The following is a 16,048-nucleotide window of genomic DNA, read 5'->3' as shown; positions in this document are numbered from 1 at the left end:
CAGTCTGACCCGAAACCGATGGAAAGGGCCAGAGGCGAGTTGCCGAGGCCCGCCGGCATTTTTCCGCTGAGGCGTTTGCCCCGGTCGGTGTGATGGCCCATGTGAACGAGAGCCCCGGAGTTTGGAGCCGGGTATCACCGACGCAAATGGAGTTTGGATTTGACCTTCAGAAACAAGATCGCCCCCATCATGCTTGCTGTTGCGACGGCTCTGGCGAGCCCTCTGGCGGCGCAGGACATCGAGGCGGCCGACATCACCGCGGAGACGTTGAACGACGCAAAGCTCGATGCTTTCGTCGAAGCGCTGATCGCGATCGAGGCGGTGCGGGCGGATTATCTGCCGAAGATCCAGGAACAGGCCAATGAGGCCGGGCAGAAGGCGCTGATCGAGGAAGCCAATACCGCCGCGATCGAGGCGGTGGCCGATGTCGAGAACATGTCGCCCGAGGATTACGTGGCCATCGGGCAGGCGGCGCGGCAGGACGAAGACCTGAATGCGCGTATCATGGCCCGTTTCTTGGATCGGTTGAGTGTGACCCCTATTCGGCCGCGACAGCCTGCGGATCGGCCAGCGCCACGATATCCATCATGATCGCATTGAGCTCGAAATCCTTGGGGGTATAGACGCGCGCAACCCCCATCGCCCTGAGCCGCCTTGCGTCCTCTTCGGGGATGATGCCGCCGACGATCACGGGCACATGGCCAAGGCCTGCGTCCTGCATGCGCGCCATCAGATCCTCGACGAGCGGGATATGCGAGCCCGACAGGATCGACAGGCCCACAACATGGGCCTCATCCTCGAGTGCCGAACGCACGATTTCCTCGGGCGTGAGGCGGATGCCGTCATAGCTGATGTCCATGCCGCAGTCACGGGCGCGGAAGACGATCTGTTCGGCGCCGTTGGAATGCCCGTCAAGGCCGGGTTTGCCCACAAGGAATTTCAGGCGGCGGCCGAGCTTGTCGGAGACGGCGTTGACCGCATCGCGGATGTCATCCAGACCTTCGGTCTTGTTCGAGGGGCTGCCCGAGACACCGGTGGGGCCGCGATATTCGCCGTGCACGGCCCGCATCTGTGCGGCCCATTCTCCGGTTGTGACCCCGGCACGGGCCGCGTCGATCGAGGCGGGCATGATGTTGCGCCCTTCCTGAGCGGCGGCGCGCAGATTGGCCAAGGCTGCCTTGACGGCGGCGGCGTCGCGCTCGGCGCGCCATTCATTGAGGCGCTCCACCTGATCGGCCTCGACAGCCGGGTCGACGACCATGATGCCGCCATCCTCGCCCATCAGGGGGCTGGGCTCGCCCTCGGTCCATTTGTTGACGCCGACAACGACGGTCTCGTTGCGCTCGATCCGGTTGAGGCGGTCGGCGTTGCTGTCGACGAGGCGGGATTTCATGTATTCGATCGCCGATACGGCGCCGCCCATGCTGTCGATATTGGCCAGTTCGTGGCGCGCGCCTTCCTTGAGCGTTTCGACCTTGGCATCGACCGCCGGGTTGCCGTCGAACAGGTCGTCGAATTCCAGAAGATCGGTCTCGTAGGCGAGGATCTGCTGCATCCGCATCGACCATTGCTGATCCCAGGGGCGCGGCAGGCCAAGCGCCTCGTTCCAGGCGGGCAGCTGCACGGCGCGGGCGCGGGCCTTTTTCGACAGGGTCACGGCCAGCATCTCGATCAGGATGCGGTAGACGTTGTTTTCCGGTTGCTGTTCGGTCAGGCCAAGCGAATTGACCTGCACGCCATAGCGGAAGCGGCGATACTTGGCATCCTCGACGCCATAGCGGTCACGGCAGATTTCGTCCCACAGATCGACGAAAGCGCGCATCTTGCACATCTCGGTGACAAAGCGGATGCCGGCGTTCACGAAAAAGCTGATGCGCCCCACCAACATCGGGAAATCTTCGGGGGGGACGCGCGGCTTGAGTTCGTCCAGAACCGCGGTGGCGGTGGCCAGCGCGAAGGCCAGTTCCTGCTCGGGCGTGGCGCCGGCCTCTTGCAGGTGATAGGAACACACGTTCATCGGGTTCCATTTTGGGATGTTCGTGTAGCAGTATTCGGCCACGTCCCCGATCAGCTTCAGCGACGGTTTGGGCGGGCAGATATAAGTCCCACGGCTGAGATATTCCTTGATCAGGTCATTCTGCACGGTGCCCTGCAACTGGGTGACATCGGCGCCCTGTTCCTCGGCCACGGCAACGTAAAGCGCCAAAAGCCAGGGGGCCGTGGCGTTGATCGTCATCGAGGTGTTCATCTGATCGAGGGGGATCTGGTCGAACAGCGCGCGCATGTCCCCCAGATGGCAGACCGGCACGCCGACCTTGCCCACTTCGCCGCGCGCCAGAACGTGATCGCTGTCATAGCCTGTCTGGGTGGGCAGGTCGAAAGCGACCGAGAGGCCCGTCTGGCCGCGTGCAAGATTCGAGCGGTACAGCGCGTTCGATGCCTTGGCCGTGGAGTGGCCGGCATAGGTGCGGATCAGCCAAGGACGATCGCGGGTCGTGTCGGTCTGGGACATGAGCGGGCCTCGTGAATCAAAGTGCGCAATTTTCTTACGTTCCGGAATGTGTATCTGGAATAATATGGCGCTGTCAATTCGCTGCGATGCGGCATGGGGGCATTTACCACGCGATGAAACCCTGTATTGCTGGGCGCATGGGCAAGATGATCGAAATGCCGTTATGGGTGCTGATGCTTCTGGTCGCCTTCGCGGCGGTGACCTTTGCATCGCATTTCCTGTTCCCATCGGTTCGCTGGTTTTTCAGGCGCAGGATGGAGCGCGCGGTCGCAAGGCTGAATGCGCGTCTGGAGCGTCCGATCGAGCCGTTCAAGCTCGCGCGGCGGCACGACATGATCCAGCGGCTGATCTATGATCCGGATGTCAGCCGGGCGATTGCCGATCATGCAAAGTCCGAAGGGGTCCCCGAAAACGTCGCCTTCGAGAAGGCCAAGCGATACGCCCGCGAAATCGTGCCGGGATTTTCCGCCGTTGCGTATTTCAGTGTGGCGATTCGGGTGGCGAAATGGCTGTCCAAGGCGCTCTACCGGGTGCGGCTATGCCATTTCGACGACGCCACGCTGGCCAAAGTGGACCGGGGCGCGACGGTGGTGTTCGTGATGAACCACCGCTCGAACATGGATTACATGCTGGTCACGTGGCTGGCTGCCGAACGCTCGGCATTGTCCTATGCGGTAGGGGAATGGGCGCGCGTCTGGCCATTGTCGCGGCTCATCAAGGCGATGGGGGCGTATTTCATCCGGCGCAAATCGCGCAACGAGCTGTATCGGCGGGTGCTGGCGCGCTATGTCCAGATGGCCACCGATGGCGGGGTGACGCAGGCGGTATTTCCCGAAGGCGGGCTGAGCCTTGATGGCGGGCTGGCGCTGCCCAAGCTGGGTATTCTCAAATACATCGTCGAAGGCCGGGACGCCACGACGCGTGATGTGGTCTTTGTGCCGGTTGCGCTGAATTACGATCGCGTCTTCGAGGATCGCATTCTTGTTGCCGCCGATCAGAAGGGCGAGCGCCGCTTTCGGGCGCGGATCAGCGTGGTGGCGCGGTTCATCCTTCATCAACTCTGGCTGTGGGTGCGCGGGCGCTATCATCGGCACGGCTATGCGGCGGTGAGTTTCGGTGCACCCCTGTCGCTGACCGAGTTCCGGGCCGAGCGCCCCGGCGCAAAGGTCGAAGAGCTGGGCGAATTGCTGATGGAAAGGATCGGCCAGGAGATTCCTGTGTTGCCGGTCCCGCTTGTGGCGCATGCCTTGCTGGAGAATGGCGCGATGACACGGACCGTGCTGGAGCAGACGTTGAGCGACATGGTCGCGCATGTGCCACAAGCACAGATGCATCTGCCCTGCATGGACATGGCCTATTGCGTCGAGGCGGGTCTGCGGATGCTGGTTGGGCGCGGCATCGTCTCGGACCGGGATGGCCGGTATTCCATCATCGAGGAACAAAGGCCGATCCTTGCCTTTTATGCGAAGTCCATCGCGCATCTTTTTCGCGGGTGCAGCACGTAATCTGGATATTTCTGCAGTTGCAGGGTCATAAAATTACAAAAAATAACATCACAGGATTGCATTATTGCGCGTTGGGTTATATCCAGCTTCGAACGCCGTGATTCTGCATTGCGGCAAGACTGGACACCACAAGGAGGCTGAACATGGCTCTGGATACCGATATAGGCATCGCTCCCTATGACGCGCCCGAAAAAGATCTCTACGAGATCGGTGAAATGCCTCCGCTGGGCCATGTGCCCAAGCAGATGTATGCATGGGCGATCCGCCGCGACCGGCATGGCGAACCCGACAAGTCTTTCAAGGTCGAGGTGGTCGACACCTGGGAGATCGACAGCAACGAGGTGCTGGTTCTCGTGATGGCGGCGGGCGTCAACTATAATGGCGTTTGGGCCGGTCTTGGTGAACCGATCAGCCCCTTCGATGGTCACGGAGAGCCATACCATATCGCCGGTTCGGATGCCGCAGGCATCGTGTGGAAGGTCGGCTCGGCGGTGAAAACCTGGAAAGTCGGCGACGAAGTGGTGATCCACTGCAATCAGGACGACGGCAACGACGAGGATTGCAACGGCGGCGACCCGATGATGTCCCCCACGCAGCGCATCTGGGGCTATGAGACCCCGGACGGAGCGTTTTCCCAGTTCACCCGCGTGCAGGCCCAACAGCTCATGCCGCGGCCCAAGCACCTGACATGGGAGGAATCGGCCTGCTACACGCTGACGCTGGCCACCGCCTATCGAATGCTGTTCGGACATGCGCCGCATGAGTTGAAGCCGGGCCAGAACGTGCTGGTCTGGGGTGCCTCGGGTGGGCTTGGGTCTTATGCGATCCAGCTGGCCAATACCGTGGGCGCCAACGCGATCGGCGTCATCAGTGACGAATCCAAGCGTCAGTTCGTGATGGATCAGGGCGCGCGCGGCGTCATCAATCGCAAGGAATTCAACTGCTGGGGCCAGCTCCCAAAGGTGGGAACGGCGGAATATAACGACTGGCTGAAGGAAGCCCGGAAATTCGGCAAGGCGATCTGGGACATCACCGGCAAGGGCGTCAATGTCGACATGGTGTTCGAGCACCCCGGCGAGGCAACGTTCCCGGTGTCTACGCTGGTCTGCAAGAAAGGCGGCATGGTCGTGATCTGCGCCGGCACCAGCGGCTTCAACTGCACCTTCGACGTACGCTACATGTGGATGCACCAAAAGCGCCTGCAAGGCTCACATTTCGCGCATCTCAAGCAGGCCGCATCGGCCAACCGCCTGATGATCGAGCGGCGTCTCGATCCGTGCATGTCCGAAGTGTTCCCTTGGGATCAGATCCCTGCAGCGCATACGCAGATGCTGCGCAACGAACACAAGCCCGGCAATATGTCCGTTCTGGTTCAGGCGCCCAAGCCGGGCCTGCGCACTTTCGAAGACGTGCTGGAAGCCGGCAAGTAACGCCTACAGGTTTCTCCGGAGGAGGAGAGGCGCCCGCGAATCGGTCATGCCGGTCGCGGGCGATTTCTTTTTCGGCAGGGGTCGAGAGCCCTTTGCAATGGTTTCAAGAGCTTGTTTTGCCACGCCTCACCATTTCTGGGGGGGTGAAATAAGCGAATTATTAATAAATTTTCCTCATGCTATGGTTGTATTAATCTTTCGTTAACGTCCTGATCGGAGCCTGAAGATGCAAAACGAATGGATACTCGACGTGCTAGTGGATCTTCAGGCGTTTGCCCGGCAGAACGGTCTTTTCGCCTTGGCCGATCAGCTGGACGACACGCGCCTTCTGGCGGCGCTGGAGCTGGCACGGGATAGCGAAGGAACGCAAGCGGATGATCGCAGGCCCCTCGTACCGGCTGGACAGCTTTCTGGAGGCGTTGGAAGACGCATCTGACATCGACGGCCTTCAAAGGCTGATCGAACGGCTCAGGGATGATATCGGGGTCGATCATGTCGTCTACCATTGGGTCAGTTCCGGCGGCGAGCAATATGGCTGTGGCACATATCCCGCGGAATGGGTGCAGCTCTACGTGGCCAAGGATTACCTGCGCATCGATCCGGTGGTTCAGGGCTGCTATCAGACGTTCCATCCTGTCGACTGGAAGCGCCTTGACTGGTCGAGCCGCGCCGCGCGCGCCTTTCTCTCCGATGCGGTGGCACATGGCATCGGCAATCAGGGCTATTCCGTGCCGCTGCGCGGTCCGAACGGGCAATTTGCCTTGTTCAGCGTCAGCCATCACTGCACCGATGAAACCTGGGCGATGTTCACCGACACCCATCGCCGGACGCTGATCCTCGTCGCGCATTACTTCAACCACAAGGCGCTTTTGCTGGAACCGGGTCGTTGCCCGCTCACCGCGCAACCCCTCTCCCCGCGGGAGGTGGATGTGATCACCCTTCTGGCCATGGGCTATAGCCGGGCGCAGGTGGCCGAGACGCTGATGATCTCGGAACATACCTTGCGAACCTATGTCGAGTCGGCGCGGCTCAAGCTGGGGGCGATCAACACGCTGCATGCGGTGTCCCGGGCGATCACCCGTGGTCTGATCGTCATCACATGATGCGCAACGCGCGGCAGCGAACGGTTTCATTAAGGATTACCTTCGAAACATGCGGGCCTTCATGCCAAGAGGCTTCGCCATGCTCCGTTATCTTCCTGCCCGTGATCTGCACCTGTTTCCGCGCCTGCGCGACAGCATGTTCCGCGACCGTGCCGATCAGTTCTCGGCCCGGCTGGGCTGGCCGGTTACGGTGGATGCGCAGGGCTTCGAGACAGACGCCTACGACGCGTTGAACCCGCTCTACGTGATCTGGCAGGGGGCGGACGGGTTGCATCGCGGCTCGATGCGGTTCCTGCCGACCACCGGGCCGACGATGATTGCGGATCACTTCGCGCATCTCTTGCAGGGGCATGTTCTGGCCAGCCGAAAGACATGGGAATGCACCCGGTTCTGCCTTGGTGCGAAGGCGGGCGGGCGCGTGGCTGCGGGGCTGATGCTTGGCGGTGGCGAGGTGATGCGCGGCTACGGGATCAGCCGGTTCGCCGGCGTGTTCGATGCGCGCATGGTGCGCATCTACCGGCAGATCGGCGCCAGCCCGCAAGAGCTGGGCAGCGCGGGAACCGGGCGCGACAGGATCGCGGTCGGGCTGTGGGCGTTCAGTGATGCGGCGCGGGCGCGTGTGGCGCGTCGGGCGGGCATCGCGCCAGCCGTATCGGACCTGTGGTTCCGCCGGAGCCTCGGGACCAGATCGACCGCAGGTCTCGCCCCGGACGCATGACGGGGCGTTCTGCCTCTGGCACAGGCGGGCGCGTGCGGCTAGGGTCGCGCGCATGTCCCAGACCACGCTGACCTTTTCCGACGACCAGGCCGAAGCCCATGACCGCATCTCCGAGATGTTGCGGGCGGCGGGTGTCGATCTGGAGCAAGGGCTTGTCCTGCCCGCGCGCGAGGGCAAACCTCGCGTCATGGCGGTTGTCGGCAAGGCCGGGTCGGGCAAGACGCTGCTGCTCGCCGCGCTGACCCATGCGCTGGAAGAGGCCGGGGTCGATATCGTGTCGGGCGACTGGGAAGGTCGCAAGCGACGTGACAAGCGCACATTGGCGATCCTAGCGCCGACCAACAAGGCGGCCAGCGTGTTGCGGCTGCGTGGGGTGCCGGCGACCACGATTCACAGGATCCTCTATACCCCCGTCTATCATCCGGAATACGAAAAGATCGCCGAATGGCTGGCGGGCAATGGCGAGCGCCCCGAGATCGAGGGCCTGACCGACGAGGCGCTGGACCGGGCCTTTGCGTTCTATCAGTCGAACAAGTCCGTGCCCGGTGCGCTGGCTGCGGCGGGTCTGCGCGGAAGCGATTTCATCACTGGCTGGAAGCGCCGCGAAGAGCCGCTCGATATCGGATTGGTGGATGAGGCGTCGATGCTCGACGACAAGCAGTTCGAGGATCTCAAGGATATCTTTCCCAATCTCCTGCTGTTCGGCGATCCTGCGCAGCTTGCGCCGGTGAACCAGTCCGGATCGATGGTGTTCGATGCGCTGCCGGACAATTCCAAGCTGATCCTGCACCGCATCCACCGGCAGGATGCCGATAACCCGATCCTCGATCTGGCGCACGCGCTGGCCGATCCACAGCTTGATTTCGCGGCGTTCGAACAGATGGTCGAAGAAAAGTCCCGCCAGGATGACCGTGTGCGTTGGGCGCAGCGGGTCGAGGTCGATCTGATGGCGCGCTCGCCGGTTCTGGTCTGGCGGAATGCCACCCGCATCCGGCTGATCAATGCGTTCCGCGCTGTCCATGGCGCCCCCGAGGATGCCCTTCTCGAAGGTGAGCCGCTGATATGCGATGGTATTGAACTGCCGCTCAAGCATCGCAAGAAACGGCTGGATCTCGAGGCGCGCGGCCTCATCAAGGGGGCGCAGGTCATCTATCTCGGACCCGGCAGCAAGCCCGGGTTTTCGCGCTTGCATGTGATCGGCGCCGAAGAGCCGCGCGTCAGTGCGGCCAGCATCGTGAAGATCGAAAAGCCCGATGAGGAAGAGCCGTTCATCCCTTTCGCGGCGCGTATGGGAGCGACTTTTCTGCATGGTGCGGCTGTGACGATCCACAAGGCGCAAGGCTCGCAATGGCGCGATGTGCAGGTCTTTGCGCCGGACATTTACGCCGCCTCGCGCATGGGCCGCACCGAAGCCGGCCAACCCTTGTGGAAGCGGCTGGCCTATGTGGCGATCACCCGCGCCGAAGAACGGCTGCATTGGGTGGTGCGCAACCGCCTTGCCAAACCGACAGGCCCCTTGCGGATCGACGATCTGCGCGCGGCGCCGGTGCCTTTGCAACTCCAGCCCGAAGAGGACGCCAACCCATGAAAACCATCCTTGTCACAGGGGCCAGCGCCGGGATCGGTGCGGCCTGCGCCCGAACCTTTCTGGAGGCGGGCTGGCATGTCGGCTGTCTGGCGCGGCGAGAAGATGTGTTGCGCGACATGGCACAGGGCCATCCCAACGCCGTGATCCTGCCCTGCGACGTGACCGACCCGCGCGCGGTCGAGGCGGCGTTCGACAGCTTCACCACAAAGGCCGGTCGGCTGGATGTTCTGTTCAACAACGCGGGCAGTTTCGGGCGCGCCGCCCTGATTGACGAGCTGAGCCATGAGGAGTGGCATCAGGTGGTCGATGTGAACTTGCACGGCATGTTCAACTGTGCCCGTGCGGCCTTTGCCCGAATGCGCGCACAGACCCCGCAAGGCGGGCGCATCATCAACAACGGCTCGATCAGCGCCCATGCGCCGCGCGCGCTGTCGGTGGCCTATACCACCACCAAGCACGCGATCACCGGTCTGACCAAATCGCTGTCTCTGGATGGGCGGGCGTTCGGCATAGCATGCGGGCAGATCGATATCGGCAACGCCCGGACCGAGCTTTTGGAGGGGATCATCGCGGCCAATCCCCAAGATGCGCCACCGACGATGGATGTGGCCGATGTCGGCCGTGCCGTGCTGCATATGGCAGAGCTGCCCGCCGAGGCCAATGTCCAGTTCATGACGCTCATGGCCACGACGATGCCCTATATCGGGCGCGGCTGACAGGGGCCGCCCGGGGCGTTTGGAAAACCCGCCTTGGCGCCAAAAGAAAAGGGCCTGCACGTCTGCAGGCCCCCGTGACTTTCTTCAGCCGGTCCGGGTCACTTCTTCAAAGCGTCCCGGATTTCCATCAGCAGGTCCAGTTCGGTCGGCCCTGCGGGCTCCTCTTCGGCAGGGGCGGCCTCTTTCTTGGCGGTTGCGTCCTTCGTGCGGTTCACGGCCTTGACCAGCAGGAAGACCACGAAGGCGATGATCAGGAAATTGATCACGGCCATCACGAACCGGCCCCAGGCAAAGACCGCGACACCGGCCTCTTCAGCCTCGGTGATCGAGGCGAATTCGCCCGCGCCCAACACGATATACTGCCCGGCGAAATCGATTCCGCCCATGAACAGGCTGATGATCGGATTGATAAGATCGCCCACGAGCGAGCTGACAATGGCGGTAAATGCCGCCCCGATGATGATGCCGACAGCCATGTCCATGACATTGCCTTTGGCGATGAAGTCCTTGAATTCCTGAATCATTCTCACGGTCCCCTTTTTTCGTTTCACTCGTTAAACATGGCCCCATTGTCCACGTTGGCGGGACAATAATGCGCATTTTTTGAAAAAAGCGAGACAATGAAATCTCGGATCGGCGATGGCCTGTCTGGTGTGGCAAACTTGCGCCTCAGCTTTTCACCCCGGCAAGCTGCCTTCCAGAACATAGCGCAGGATCTGCACCACCTGTTCAGGCGTGCGCGCCATCGCCAGTGCGGCGGCGTTCACCTCTTTGAGGGCGTGGTCATGCTCGGGCGGCTGCAGAATGATGAGCGATTTTCCAAGCGCGCTCGCATAGCCCGCGTCAAACGCTGCGTTCCACTGCTTGTACTTGTCGCCAAAGCGCACCACGACCACATCGGCATCGGCAATTCCCTTGCGGGTGCGGATCGCGTTGATCATCGCGCCCTTGTGGTCGTGCCAGTATTTGTCATCCTCGGCGCCAAGGATCTCGACACCGCAATCATCGCTGGCCGCATGATCGGTGACCGGGCTGTTGAAAGCCACATTCAGCCCTTTTGCGCCTTCGATGATCTGATCGCGCCAGTCGGTGTGGATTTCGCCGGAAAGATATACGTTGAGTGTCATGGTATCCCCTTGGTCCTCACTATCATGCTGTGCGTTTACCTAGGGCGTTTCGCGAAAAACCTTAATCACATATTTTCGCGAAATGCGGTGCTCGGTTCAATCGGTGCACGCGTTCCGCCTGTCGCTGAAGCCTCAGGTTAAAGGCGGAACGCTTTAGGCCGGCGTACCCTTGCTGTCACCTCACCCGCGCAATTTGCCTCCGGTGGCTTTCTCGACCTTCTCGACGATCACTTTCGACACCGCTTCGATCTCCGCTTCCTTGAGCGTCGCCTCGACCGGCTGAAGTCGCACGGTCACCGCGAGGGATTTCCGGCCCTCGCCCAGACTGCCGCCGATGAACTCGTCAAAGACGCGCACATCCTCGATCAGGGCCTTGTCCGCGCCGGCGGCTGCATTGACCAGGGTGAGTGCTTCGACATCGGCATCCACCACAAAGGCGAAATCCCTTTCGACAGCCTGCAGATCGCGGATCGCAAGCGCGCCGCGCCCGGTGGTTTTCTTGCGCGGAAGCGGCAGTTCGGCGGGGAACAGAGTAAAGGCGACCGCCGGTCCCTTGACGTCCATCGCCTCCAGCACGCGGGGGTGCAGCTCTCCGAAAATGCCCAGCACCTTCTTGGGGCCAAGGCAAATGCGCCCGTGCCGGCCCGGATGGAACCAGTCCGGGCCATCGCGCAGGATCTGCACCTTGTCGGGCGCGCCAAGGGCCGCCAGCACCGCTTCGGCATCGGCTTTCGCGTCGAACACATCCACAGGGCGCATTGCGCCATGCACATCCTTCGGACCCGTGCGCCCCACCAGAAGGCCGCTCACCTGCAGATGCTGTTCTTCGGGTTCACCTCCGTGGAAGGCATGACCCACCTCGAACAGCGCCAGGTCCATATGACCACGCGCCTGATTGCGTGCCGCTGCCTGCAACAGGCCCGGCAGCAGATCGGGGCGCATATGGCTCAGATCCGAGCTGATCGGGTTGGCAAGCATCGTCGCATCATGGCCGCCACCGAACAGGGTGGCGCTTGCATGGTCGATGAAACTGTAGGTCACGCATTCGTTGTAACCGCGCCCGGCGGTGGTGCGCCGCGCGATCTGCTCGCGCTTTTGCATCGGTGACAGGATCGGTTGGGGCACGCCGGTTTTCATGCGCGGCATGGGCTTGCCCACCAGCTTGGTCAAAGACGCGATCCGCGCCACCTCTTCCACCAGATCGGCCTCGCCCAGAATGTCGGGCCGCCAGCTCGGCACTTGCGCCATGTCGCCCTCGAGCTTGAAGCCAAGCGCGGTCAAGGTGCGGCGCTGCTCAGCCTCGGGGATGTCCATGCCGACCAGAGATTGCACGCGTTCCGGGTCCAGACGGTAGGCGCGGCTGACATCCGGCACCTTTCCGGCGATTACTGTGCTGGAGGCTTCTCCGCCACACAGATCAAGGATCATCTGCGTCGCCAGATCGATCGCTTCCATGTTGAAGGCCGGGTCGATCCCGCGTTCGTTGCGATAGCGCGCATCCGAATTGATCCTGAGCGCGCGCCCCGTCGTGGCGATCTGCACATGATCCCAGACAGCCGCTTCGAGGAAGACGTTGACGGTCTCGTCGGTGCAGCCCGTGGCCAGCCCGCCCATGATGCCGCCAATGCTTTCGATACCCGCATCGTCCGAAATCACCACCATTCCCGGGCCAAAGGTATATTGTTTCTCGTCCAGTCCGGTCAGGGTCTCGCCGCCCTTGGTGCGATGGACCCGCAGATTGCCCTGCACCTTGTCGGCATCGAACACATGAAGCGGCCGGTTGCGATCGAAGGTGAAGAAGTTGGTCACATCCACCAGAGCCGAAATAGGCCGCAGACCGATCGCGCGCAGCCGGTCCTGCAGCCATTGCGGCGAGGGGCCATTGGTCACGCCCCGGATCAACCGCCCGGCAAAGACCTCGCAGCCGTTCTGCTGCGCGTCCTCGTCGATGGTGACGGTGATCGGGCAGGGGAAAGCCCCTTCCACATGCGCTTGCGGCGCGGGCTTCATGGTGCCCAGACCTCTGGCCGCCAGATCCAGCGCGATGCCCCGCACACCCAGGGCATCGGGACGGTTCGGGGTTATGGCGATTTCGATCACCGGGTCGACCTTGGCGGGATCGTTCTCGGCCAGCCAGTCGGTAAAGCGCTGGCCCACCTCTCCCGAGGGCAGCTCGATGATGCCGTCATGCTCTTCGCTCAGCTCCATCTCGCGCTCCGAGCACATCATGCCGTGGCTTTCGATGCCGCGGATCTTGCCCACCCCGATTGTCGTGTCGATGCCGGGCACATAGACGCCGGGCTTGGCCACGACCACGGTGATCCCCTCTCGGGCATTGGGCGCGCCGCAGATGATCTGGGTGGGGCCATCGGCGGTCTCGACCTGACAGACCCTGAGCTTGTCGGCGTCGGGATGCTTTTCCGCCTTGACCACCTTGCCGATGGTGAACTGGTCCAACCGCGCGGCCGGGTTCGAGATATCCTCGACCTCAAGCCCCAGATCGGTCAGCGCCTCGGCGATCTCGTCAAGGCTGGCCTCGGTTTCAAGATGGTCTTTCAGCCACGAAAGGGTGAATTTCATCGGATTTGATCCACGCAAGACAAAAGGGTTGCCGCGGCTTTATCCTATCCGGGAGAAGGGGAAAACCCCTGCAACACCCTGCGGTCCCTTGTGTCATTTCAAACCGGGTCAGCCGCCGCGCGGCGGCACCACGCCCTTTTCCGCAAGCCGCGTGAAAAAGCCGAGGATTTCCTCTGTGGTGGCGCGCTCGATCGCGCCATCGCGCACCGCCTCGATGCTCCAGACCCAGCTTTGCGCCGGATCGTCGCGCATCGCCCAGCCCGGAAACAGCCGTTTTTCGATGCTGCGGGTCAACAAGGGCGTCACCTCCACATGACGGTCATCGCGGCGGATGCGCTCATAGGCGGCTTCGACCTTGTCGCGTGGGCCCTCCAGAAGCTGAAGATAAAGATCACTGCGGGCAATCAGCGCGCCGGTGATGTTGTCCCGATCATTGAGCCGGCGTGCATCCAGCAGGATATTCGACAGGATCGCCGTATCGAAGCCGAAAGGGCGCGAGGCATAGACGAATTGGATAAGCGGCATATGCGAGGCTCCCTGTTTTCCGGCAGCCTAGAGGCCATGACGCAGCCTGTCGATGCCACAACCGTCCGGGGGGGAATGTTTTCTTCAAAAGAAAACAGCGAGGAATTTTCAAAAAATTCCTCGCCAATCCCATCCAGTGTTGCGGCAATCAGCGGCTCAGCCCGCCCCGGATCGTCGGCACATCAAGCGCCGCGAACCCGTAGTGCCGCAGCCAGCGCAGATCCGAGTCGAAAAAGGCGCGCAGATCGGGAATGCCGTATTTCAACATCGCGATCCGGTCGATCCCCACGCCAAAGGCAAAGCCCTGCCATGCGGCCGGATCGATATTGCCCGCCATAAGGACCTTGGGATGCACCATCCCGCTGCCCAGGATCTCCAGCCAGTCGTCGCCCTCGCCCACCTTGAGCGTGCCCCCTTCCCAACTGCAGCGGATATCCACCTCGGCCGAGGGTTCGGTGAACGGGAAATGCGAGGCGCGAAACCGCAGTTCGACCTCATCCACCTCAAAGAACGCCTTGACGAATTCCTCCAGAACCCATTTCAGGTTCGCCATCGAGATGTCCTTGTCGATCGCCAGCCCCTCGACCTGATGAAACATCGGCGTGTGGGTCTGGTCGTAATCGGCGCGATAGACGCGACCGGGGCAGATCACCCGCAAGGGCGCGCCCGACAGCTCCATCGACCGGATCTGCACCGGGCTGGTATGGGTCCGCAGCACATGCGGCGGACGCTCATCGCCCTCGGCGCGATGCATATAGAACGTGTCCATCTCGGCGCGCGCCGGGTGGTGTCCGGGGATGTTGAGCGCGTCGAAATTATGCCAGTCGCTTTCCACCTGCGGCCCTTCGGCCACGGCAAAGCCCATATCGGCGAAAATCGCGGTGACCTCTTCGGTGACCTGGCTGACGGGGTGGATCGAGCCTTGTCGCTGCGGTCGCGCGGGCAGCGTGACATCCAGCCACTCGGTGCGCAGTCGCTCGTCCAGCGCGGCATCCGACAGCGCCTGTTTCTTTGCGGCAAGCGCGCTGTTGATCTCGTCCTTCAGCGCATTGAGCTTGGGGCCCATCACCTGACGCTCTTCGGGGCTCATCTTGCCCAGTTCGCGCATCTTCAGGCTGATCTCGCCCTTTTTGCCGACGGCGGCCAGCCGCAGATCCTCAAGCGCCGATTCCCCGGCGGCATCGGCAATGGCGGTCAGGTATTTGTCTCGGAGATCGTCCATCTGTCTCACCCGTTTGGCATTACGGGCGGGTTACAGCGCTTGGCGTCTCAGCGCAAGGGAGTGAACGGCGCACGACTGCCCGGTCACGCAACGACGCACCGGGCCTCGCGTGTTCAGCCCGATGTGATCTGCTGTCTCACTTCACGGTCATGGGCCTCAATCAGGCGGCGGGCCTTTTCGCTCAGCGGAACGGGTGTTTGGGACAGGGTGTGGTTGCTCATGTGGCGCTCCGGATGCTCGGTGGGTGATAGCTTGCCGTCTGTTATGGTTAACAGATCGGGCAAAATCGCGCCGAGTTTAGGGCAAAGTCACGGAGTGTTCCCGAACCCGCCTCCACGTGACGAAAAAGCCACCGACCCGATAGGGTCGATGGCTGCTTCACTGTCCGGTAATCTGTGGTTGGCTCAGTTGGCCAGAGCGCTTTTCGCCTGATCCACGATCGCGCCGAATGCGGCGGGCTCACGGACGGCCAGATCGGCCAGAACCTTGCGGTCCACTTCAACGCCGGCCTTGGCCAGACCGTTGATGAAGCGCGAATAGGTCAGGCCCTCATCATGGGCGCGCACGGCAGCGTTGATCCGCTGAATCCACAGAGCGCGGAAATTGCGCTTGCGGTTCTTGCGGTCGCGCGTGGCGTATTGGTTGGCCTTGTCGACGGCCTGACGGGCCACCTTGAAGGTATTCTTGCGACGGCCGTAATAGCCTTTGGCGGCCTTGACGACTTTCTTGTGACGGGCGTGGGTGACGGTTCCACCTTTGACGCGTGACATCTATAGGTTCTCCTTCGGCCTTAACGGGAATAGGGCATCATCGGCCGGACGATCTTGGCGTCGGCCTCTGACATGACCGTGGTGCCACGGGCATCGCGGATGAACTTCTTGGTGCGCTTGATCATGCCATGGCGCTTGCCCGCTTGCGCGGTCTTGATCTTGCCAGTGGCTGTCACCTTGAACCGCTTCTTGCAGCTCGACTTGGTCTTCATCTTGGGCATTTCCGGCTCCTCTTTCGGTCGGTTGAACGCG

Annotated in this window: 16 protein-coding genes; 8 read left to right on the top strand and 8 right to left on the bottom strand. The window is 62.1% G+C overall.

Features of this window, described 5'->3' with window-relative positions; translation table 11 throughout:
- Positions 1–159: 159 nt before the first annotated feature.
- Entirely contained in the window at positions 160–591 is a 432-nt protein-coding gene (locus tag F3H35_RS02650) for a DUF4168 domain-containing protein (RefSeq protein WP_149778089.1), read from the top strand.
- Here F3H35_RS02650 and F3H35_RS02645 read toward each other — a convergent pair.
- Positions 539–2,512 (bottom strand): protein meaA, encoded by a 1,974-nt coding sequence (locus F3H35_RS02645; protein ID WP_149778088.1) that lies wholly within the window; start codon positions 2,510–2,512, stop codon positions 539–541. The genes F3H35_RS02650 and F3H35_RS02645 overlap by 53 nt on opposite strands.
- 137 nt (positions 2,513–2,649) lie before the next feature.
- Here F3H35_RS02645 and F3H35_RS02640 point away from each other — a divergent pair, with 137 nt between their 5' ends.
- The 7 genes from F3H35_RS02640 to F3H35_RS02610 all read left to right on the top strand — a co-directional run bounded on the left by F3H35_RS02640 (position 2,650) and on the right by F3H35_RS02610 (position 9,572).
- Positions 2,650–4,017 carry a 1-acyl-sn-glycerol-3-phosphate acyltransferase gene (locus F3H35_RS02640; RefSeq protein ID WP_149778087.1) on the top strand — a complete coding sequence of 456 codons (1,368 nt, stop codon included), beginning with the start codon at positions 2,650–2,652 and terminating at the stop codon, positions 4,015–4,017.
- 143 nt (positions 4,018–4,160) lie between these two features.
- Entirely contained in the window at positions 4,161–5,447 is a 1,287-nt protein-coding gene (gene ccrA, locus F3H35_RS02635; protein WP_149778086.1) for a crotonyl-CoA carboxylase/reductase, read from the top strand.
- Between the two features lie 226 nt (positions 5,448–5,673).
- On the top strand, positions 5,674–5,883 hold the full coding sequence (locus F3H35_RS02630) for a hypothetical protein (RefSeq protein WP_149778085.1): 210 nt from the start codon (positions 5,674–5,676) through the stop codon (positions 5,881–5,883).
- Complete coding sequence (locus F3H35_RS02625) at positions 5,822–6,550, top strand: helix-turn-helix transcriptional regulator (protein WP_149778084.1); 729 nt, start codon at positions 5,822–5,824, stop codon at positions 6,548–6,550. The genes F3H35_RS02630 and F3H35_RS02625 overlap by 62 nt, the downstream gene beginning before the upstream one ends.
- A 79-nt stretch (positions 6,551–6,629) precedes the next feature.
- Positions 6,630–7,268 (top strand): acyl-homoserine-lactone synthase, encoded by a 639-nt coding sequence (locus tag F3H35_RS02620; RefSeq protein ID WP_149778083.1) that lies wholly within the window; start codon positions 6,630–6,632, stop codon positions 7,266–7,268.
- 52 nt (positions 7,269–7,320) lie between these two features.
- Positions 7,321–8,856 carry an AAA family ATPase gene (locus F3H35_RS02615; RefSeq protein ID WP_149778082.1) on the top strand — a complete coding sequence of 512 codons (1,536 nt, stop codon included), beginning with the start codon at positions 7,321–7,323 and terminating at the stop codon, positions 8,854–8,856.
- Complete coding sequence (locus F3H35_RS02610; protein WP_149778081.1) at positions 8,853–9,572, top strand: SDR family oxidoreductase; 720 nt, start codon at positions 8,853–8,855, stop codon at positions 9,570–9,572. The genes F3H35_RS02615 and F3H35_RS02610 overlap by 4 nt, the downstream gene beginning before the upstream one ends.
- 98 nt (positions 9,573–9,670) lie before the next feature.
- On the opposite strand, the gene mscL is transcribed toward F3H35_RS02610, so the two are convergent.
- From mscL to rpmI, 7 genes are all read right to left on the bottom strand, one after another.
- Positions 9,671–10,096 (bottom strand): large conductance mechanosensitive channel protein MscL, encoded by a 426-nt coding sequence (gene mscL, locus F3H35_RS02605; protein WP_149778080.1) that lies wholly within the window; start codon positions 10,094–10,096, stop codon positions 9,671–9,673.
- Positions 10,097–10,249: 153 nt separating this feature from the next.
- Positions 10,250–10,699: a YtoQ family protein gene (locus tag F3H35_RS02600; protein WP_149778079.1), complete on the bottom strand. Its 450-nt coding sequence runs from the start codon at positions 10,697–10,699 to the stop codon at positions 10,250–10,252.
- A 180-nt stretch (positions 10,700–10,879) separates the two neighbouring features.
- On the bottom strand, positions 10,880–13,279 hold the full coding sequence (pheT, locus tag F3H35_RS02595) for a phenylalanine--tRNA ligase subunit beta (protein ID WP_149778078.1): 2,400 nt from the start codon (positions 13,277–13,279) through the stop codon (positions 10,880–10,882).
- Positions 13,280–13,387: 108 nt separating this feature from the next.
- The gene (locus tag F3H35_RS02590) at positions 13,388–13,804 is read right to left on the bottom strand and encodes a BLUF domain-containing protein (protein WP_149778077.1); all 417 of its coding nucleotides are present in this window, start codon (positions 13,802–13,804) and stop codon (positions 13,388–13,390) included.
- A 148-nt stretch (positions 13,805–13,952) separates the two neighbouring features.
- Positions 13,953–15,026: a phenylalanine--tRNA ligase subunit alpha gene (pheS, locus tag F3H35_RS02585; RefSeq protein ID WP_007812298.1), complete on the bottom strand. Its 1,074-nt coding sequence runs from the start codon at positions 15,024–15,026 to the stop codon at positions 13,953–13,955.
- 404 nt (positions 15,027–15,430) lie between these two features.
- The gene (rplT, locus tag F3H35_RS02580; RefSeq protein WP_007812299.1) at positions 15,431–15,796 is read right to left on the bottom strand and encodes a 50S ribosomal protein L20; all 366 of its coding nucleotides are present in this window, start codon (positions 15,794–15,796) and stop codon (positions 15,431–15,433) included.
- A gap of 20 nt (positions 15,797–15,816) precedes the next feature.
- Positions 15,817–16,017 (bottom strand): 50S ribosomal protein L35, encoded by a 201-nt coding sequence (rpmI, locus tag F3H35_RS02575; RefSeq protein ID WP_007812300.1) that lies wholly within the window; start codon positions 16,015–16,017, stop codon positions 15,817–15,819.
- Positions 16,018–16,048 lie beyond the last annotated feature (31 nt).

The organism is Roseovarius litoreus (assembly GCF_900142765.1).
Lineage (GTDB): Bacteria > Pseudomonadota > Alphaproteobacteria > Rhodobacterales > Rhodobacteraceae > Roseovarius > Roseovarius litoreus.
This window is presented reverse-complemented; position numbering and strand designations above follow the sequence as displayed.

Excerpts from the sequence above, each read along its gene's own strand:
- F3H35_RS02645 (WP_149778088.1), bottom strand. The coding sequence starts at position 2,512 with ATGTCCCAGACCGACACGACCCGCGATCGTCCTTGGCTGATCCGCACC.
- F3H35_RS02640 (WP_149778087.1), top strand. The coding sequence starts at position 2,650 with ATGGGCAAGATGATCGAAATGCCGTTATGGGTGCTGATGCTTCTGGTC.
- ccrA (WP_149778086.1), top strand. The coding sequence starts at position 4,161 with ATGGCTCTGGATACCGATATAGGCATCGCTCCCTATGACGCGCCCGAA.
- F3H35_RS02630 (WP_149778085.1), top strand. The coding sequence starts at position 5,674 with ATGCAAAACGAATGGATACTCGACGTGCTAGTGGATCTTCAGGCGTTT.
- F3H35_RS02625 (WP_149778084.1), top strand. The coding sequence starts at position 5,822 with ATGATCGCAGGCCCCTCGTACCGGCTGGACAGCTTTCTGGAGGCGTTG.
- F3H35_RS02620 (WP_149778083.1), top strand. The coding sequence starts at position 6,630 with ATGCTCCGTTATCTTCCTGCCCGTGATCTGCACCTGTTTCCGCGCCTG.
- F3H35_RS02615 (WP_149778082.1), top strand. The coding sequence starts at position 7,321 with ATGTCCCAGACCACGCTGACCTTTTCCGACGACCAGGCCGAAGCCCAT.
- F3H35_RS02610 (WP_149778081.1), top strand. The coding sequence starts at position 8,853 with ATGAAAACCATCCTTGTCACAGGGGCCAGCGCCGGGATCGGTGCGGCC.
- mscL (WP_149778080.1), bottom strand. The coding sequence starts at position 10,096 with ATGATTCAGGAATTCAAGGACTTCATCGCCAAAGGCAATGTCATGGAC.
- F3H35_RS02600 (WP_149778079.1), bottom strand. The coding sequence starts at position 10,699 with ATGACACTCAACGTATATCTTTCCGGCGAAATCCACACCGACTGGCGC.
- pheT (WP_149778078.1), bottom strand. The coding sequence starts at position 13,279 with ATGAAATTCACCCTTTCGTGGCTGAAAGACCATCTTGAAACCGAGGCC.
- F3H35_RS02590 (WP_149778077.1), bottom strand. The coding sequence starts at position 13,804 with ATGCCGCTTATCCAATTCGTCTATGCCTCGCGCCCTTTCGGCTTCGAT.
- pheS (WP_007812298.1), bottom strand. The coding sequence starts at position 15,026 with ATGGACGATCTCCGAGACAAATACCTGACCGCCATTGCCGATGCCGCC.
- rplT (WP_007812299.1), bottom strand. The coding sequence starts at position 15,796 with ATGTCACGCGTCAAAGGTGGAACCGTCACCCACGCCCGTCACAAGAAA.
- rpmI (WP_007812300.1), bottom strand. The coding sequence starts at position 16,017 with ATGCCCAAGATGAAGACCAAGTCGAGCTGCAAGAAGCGGTTCAAGGTG.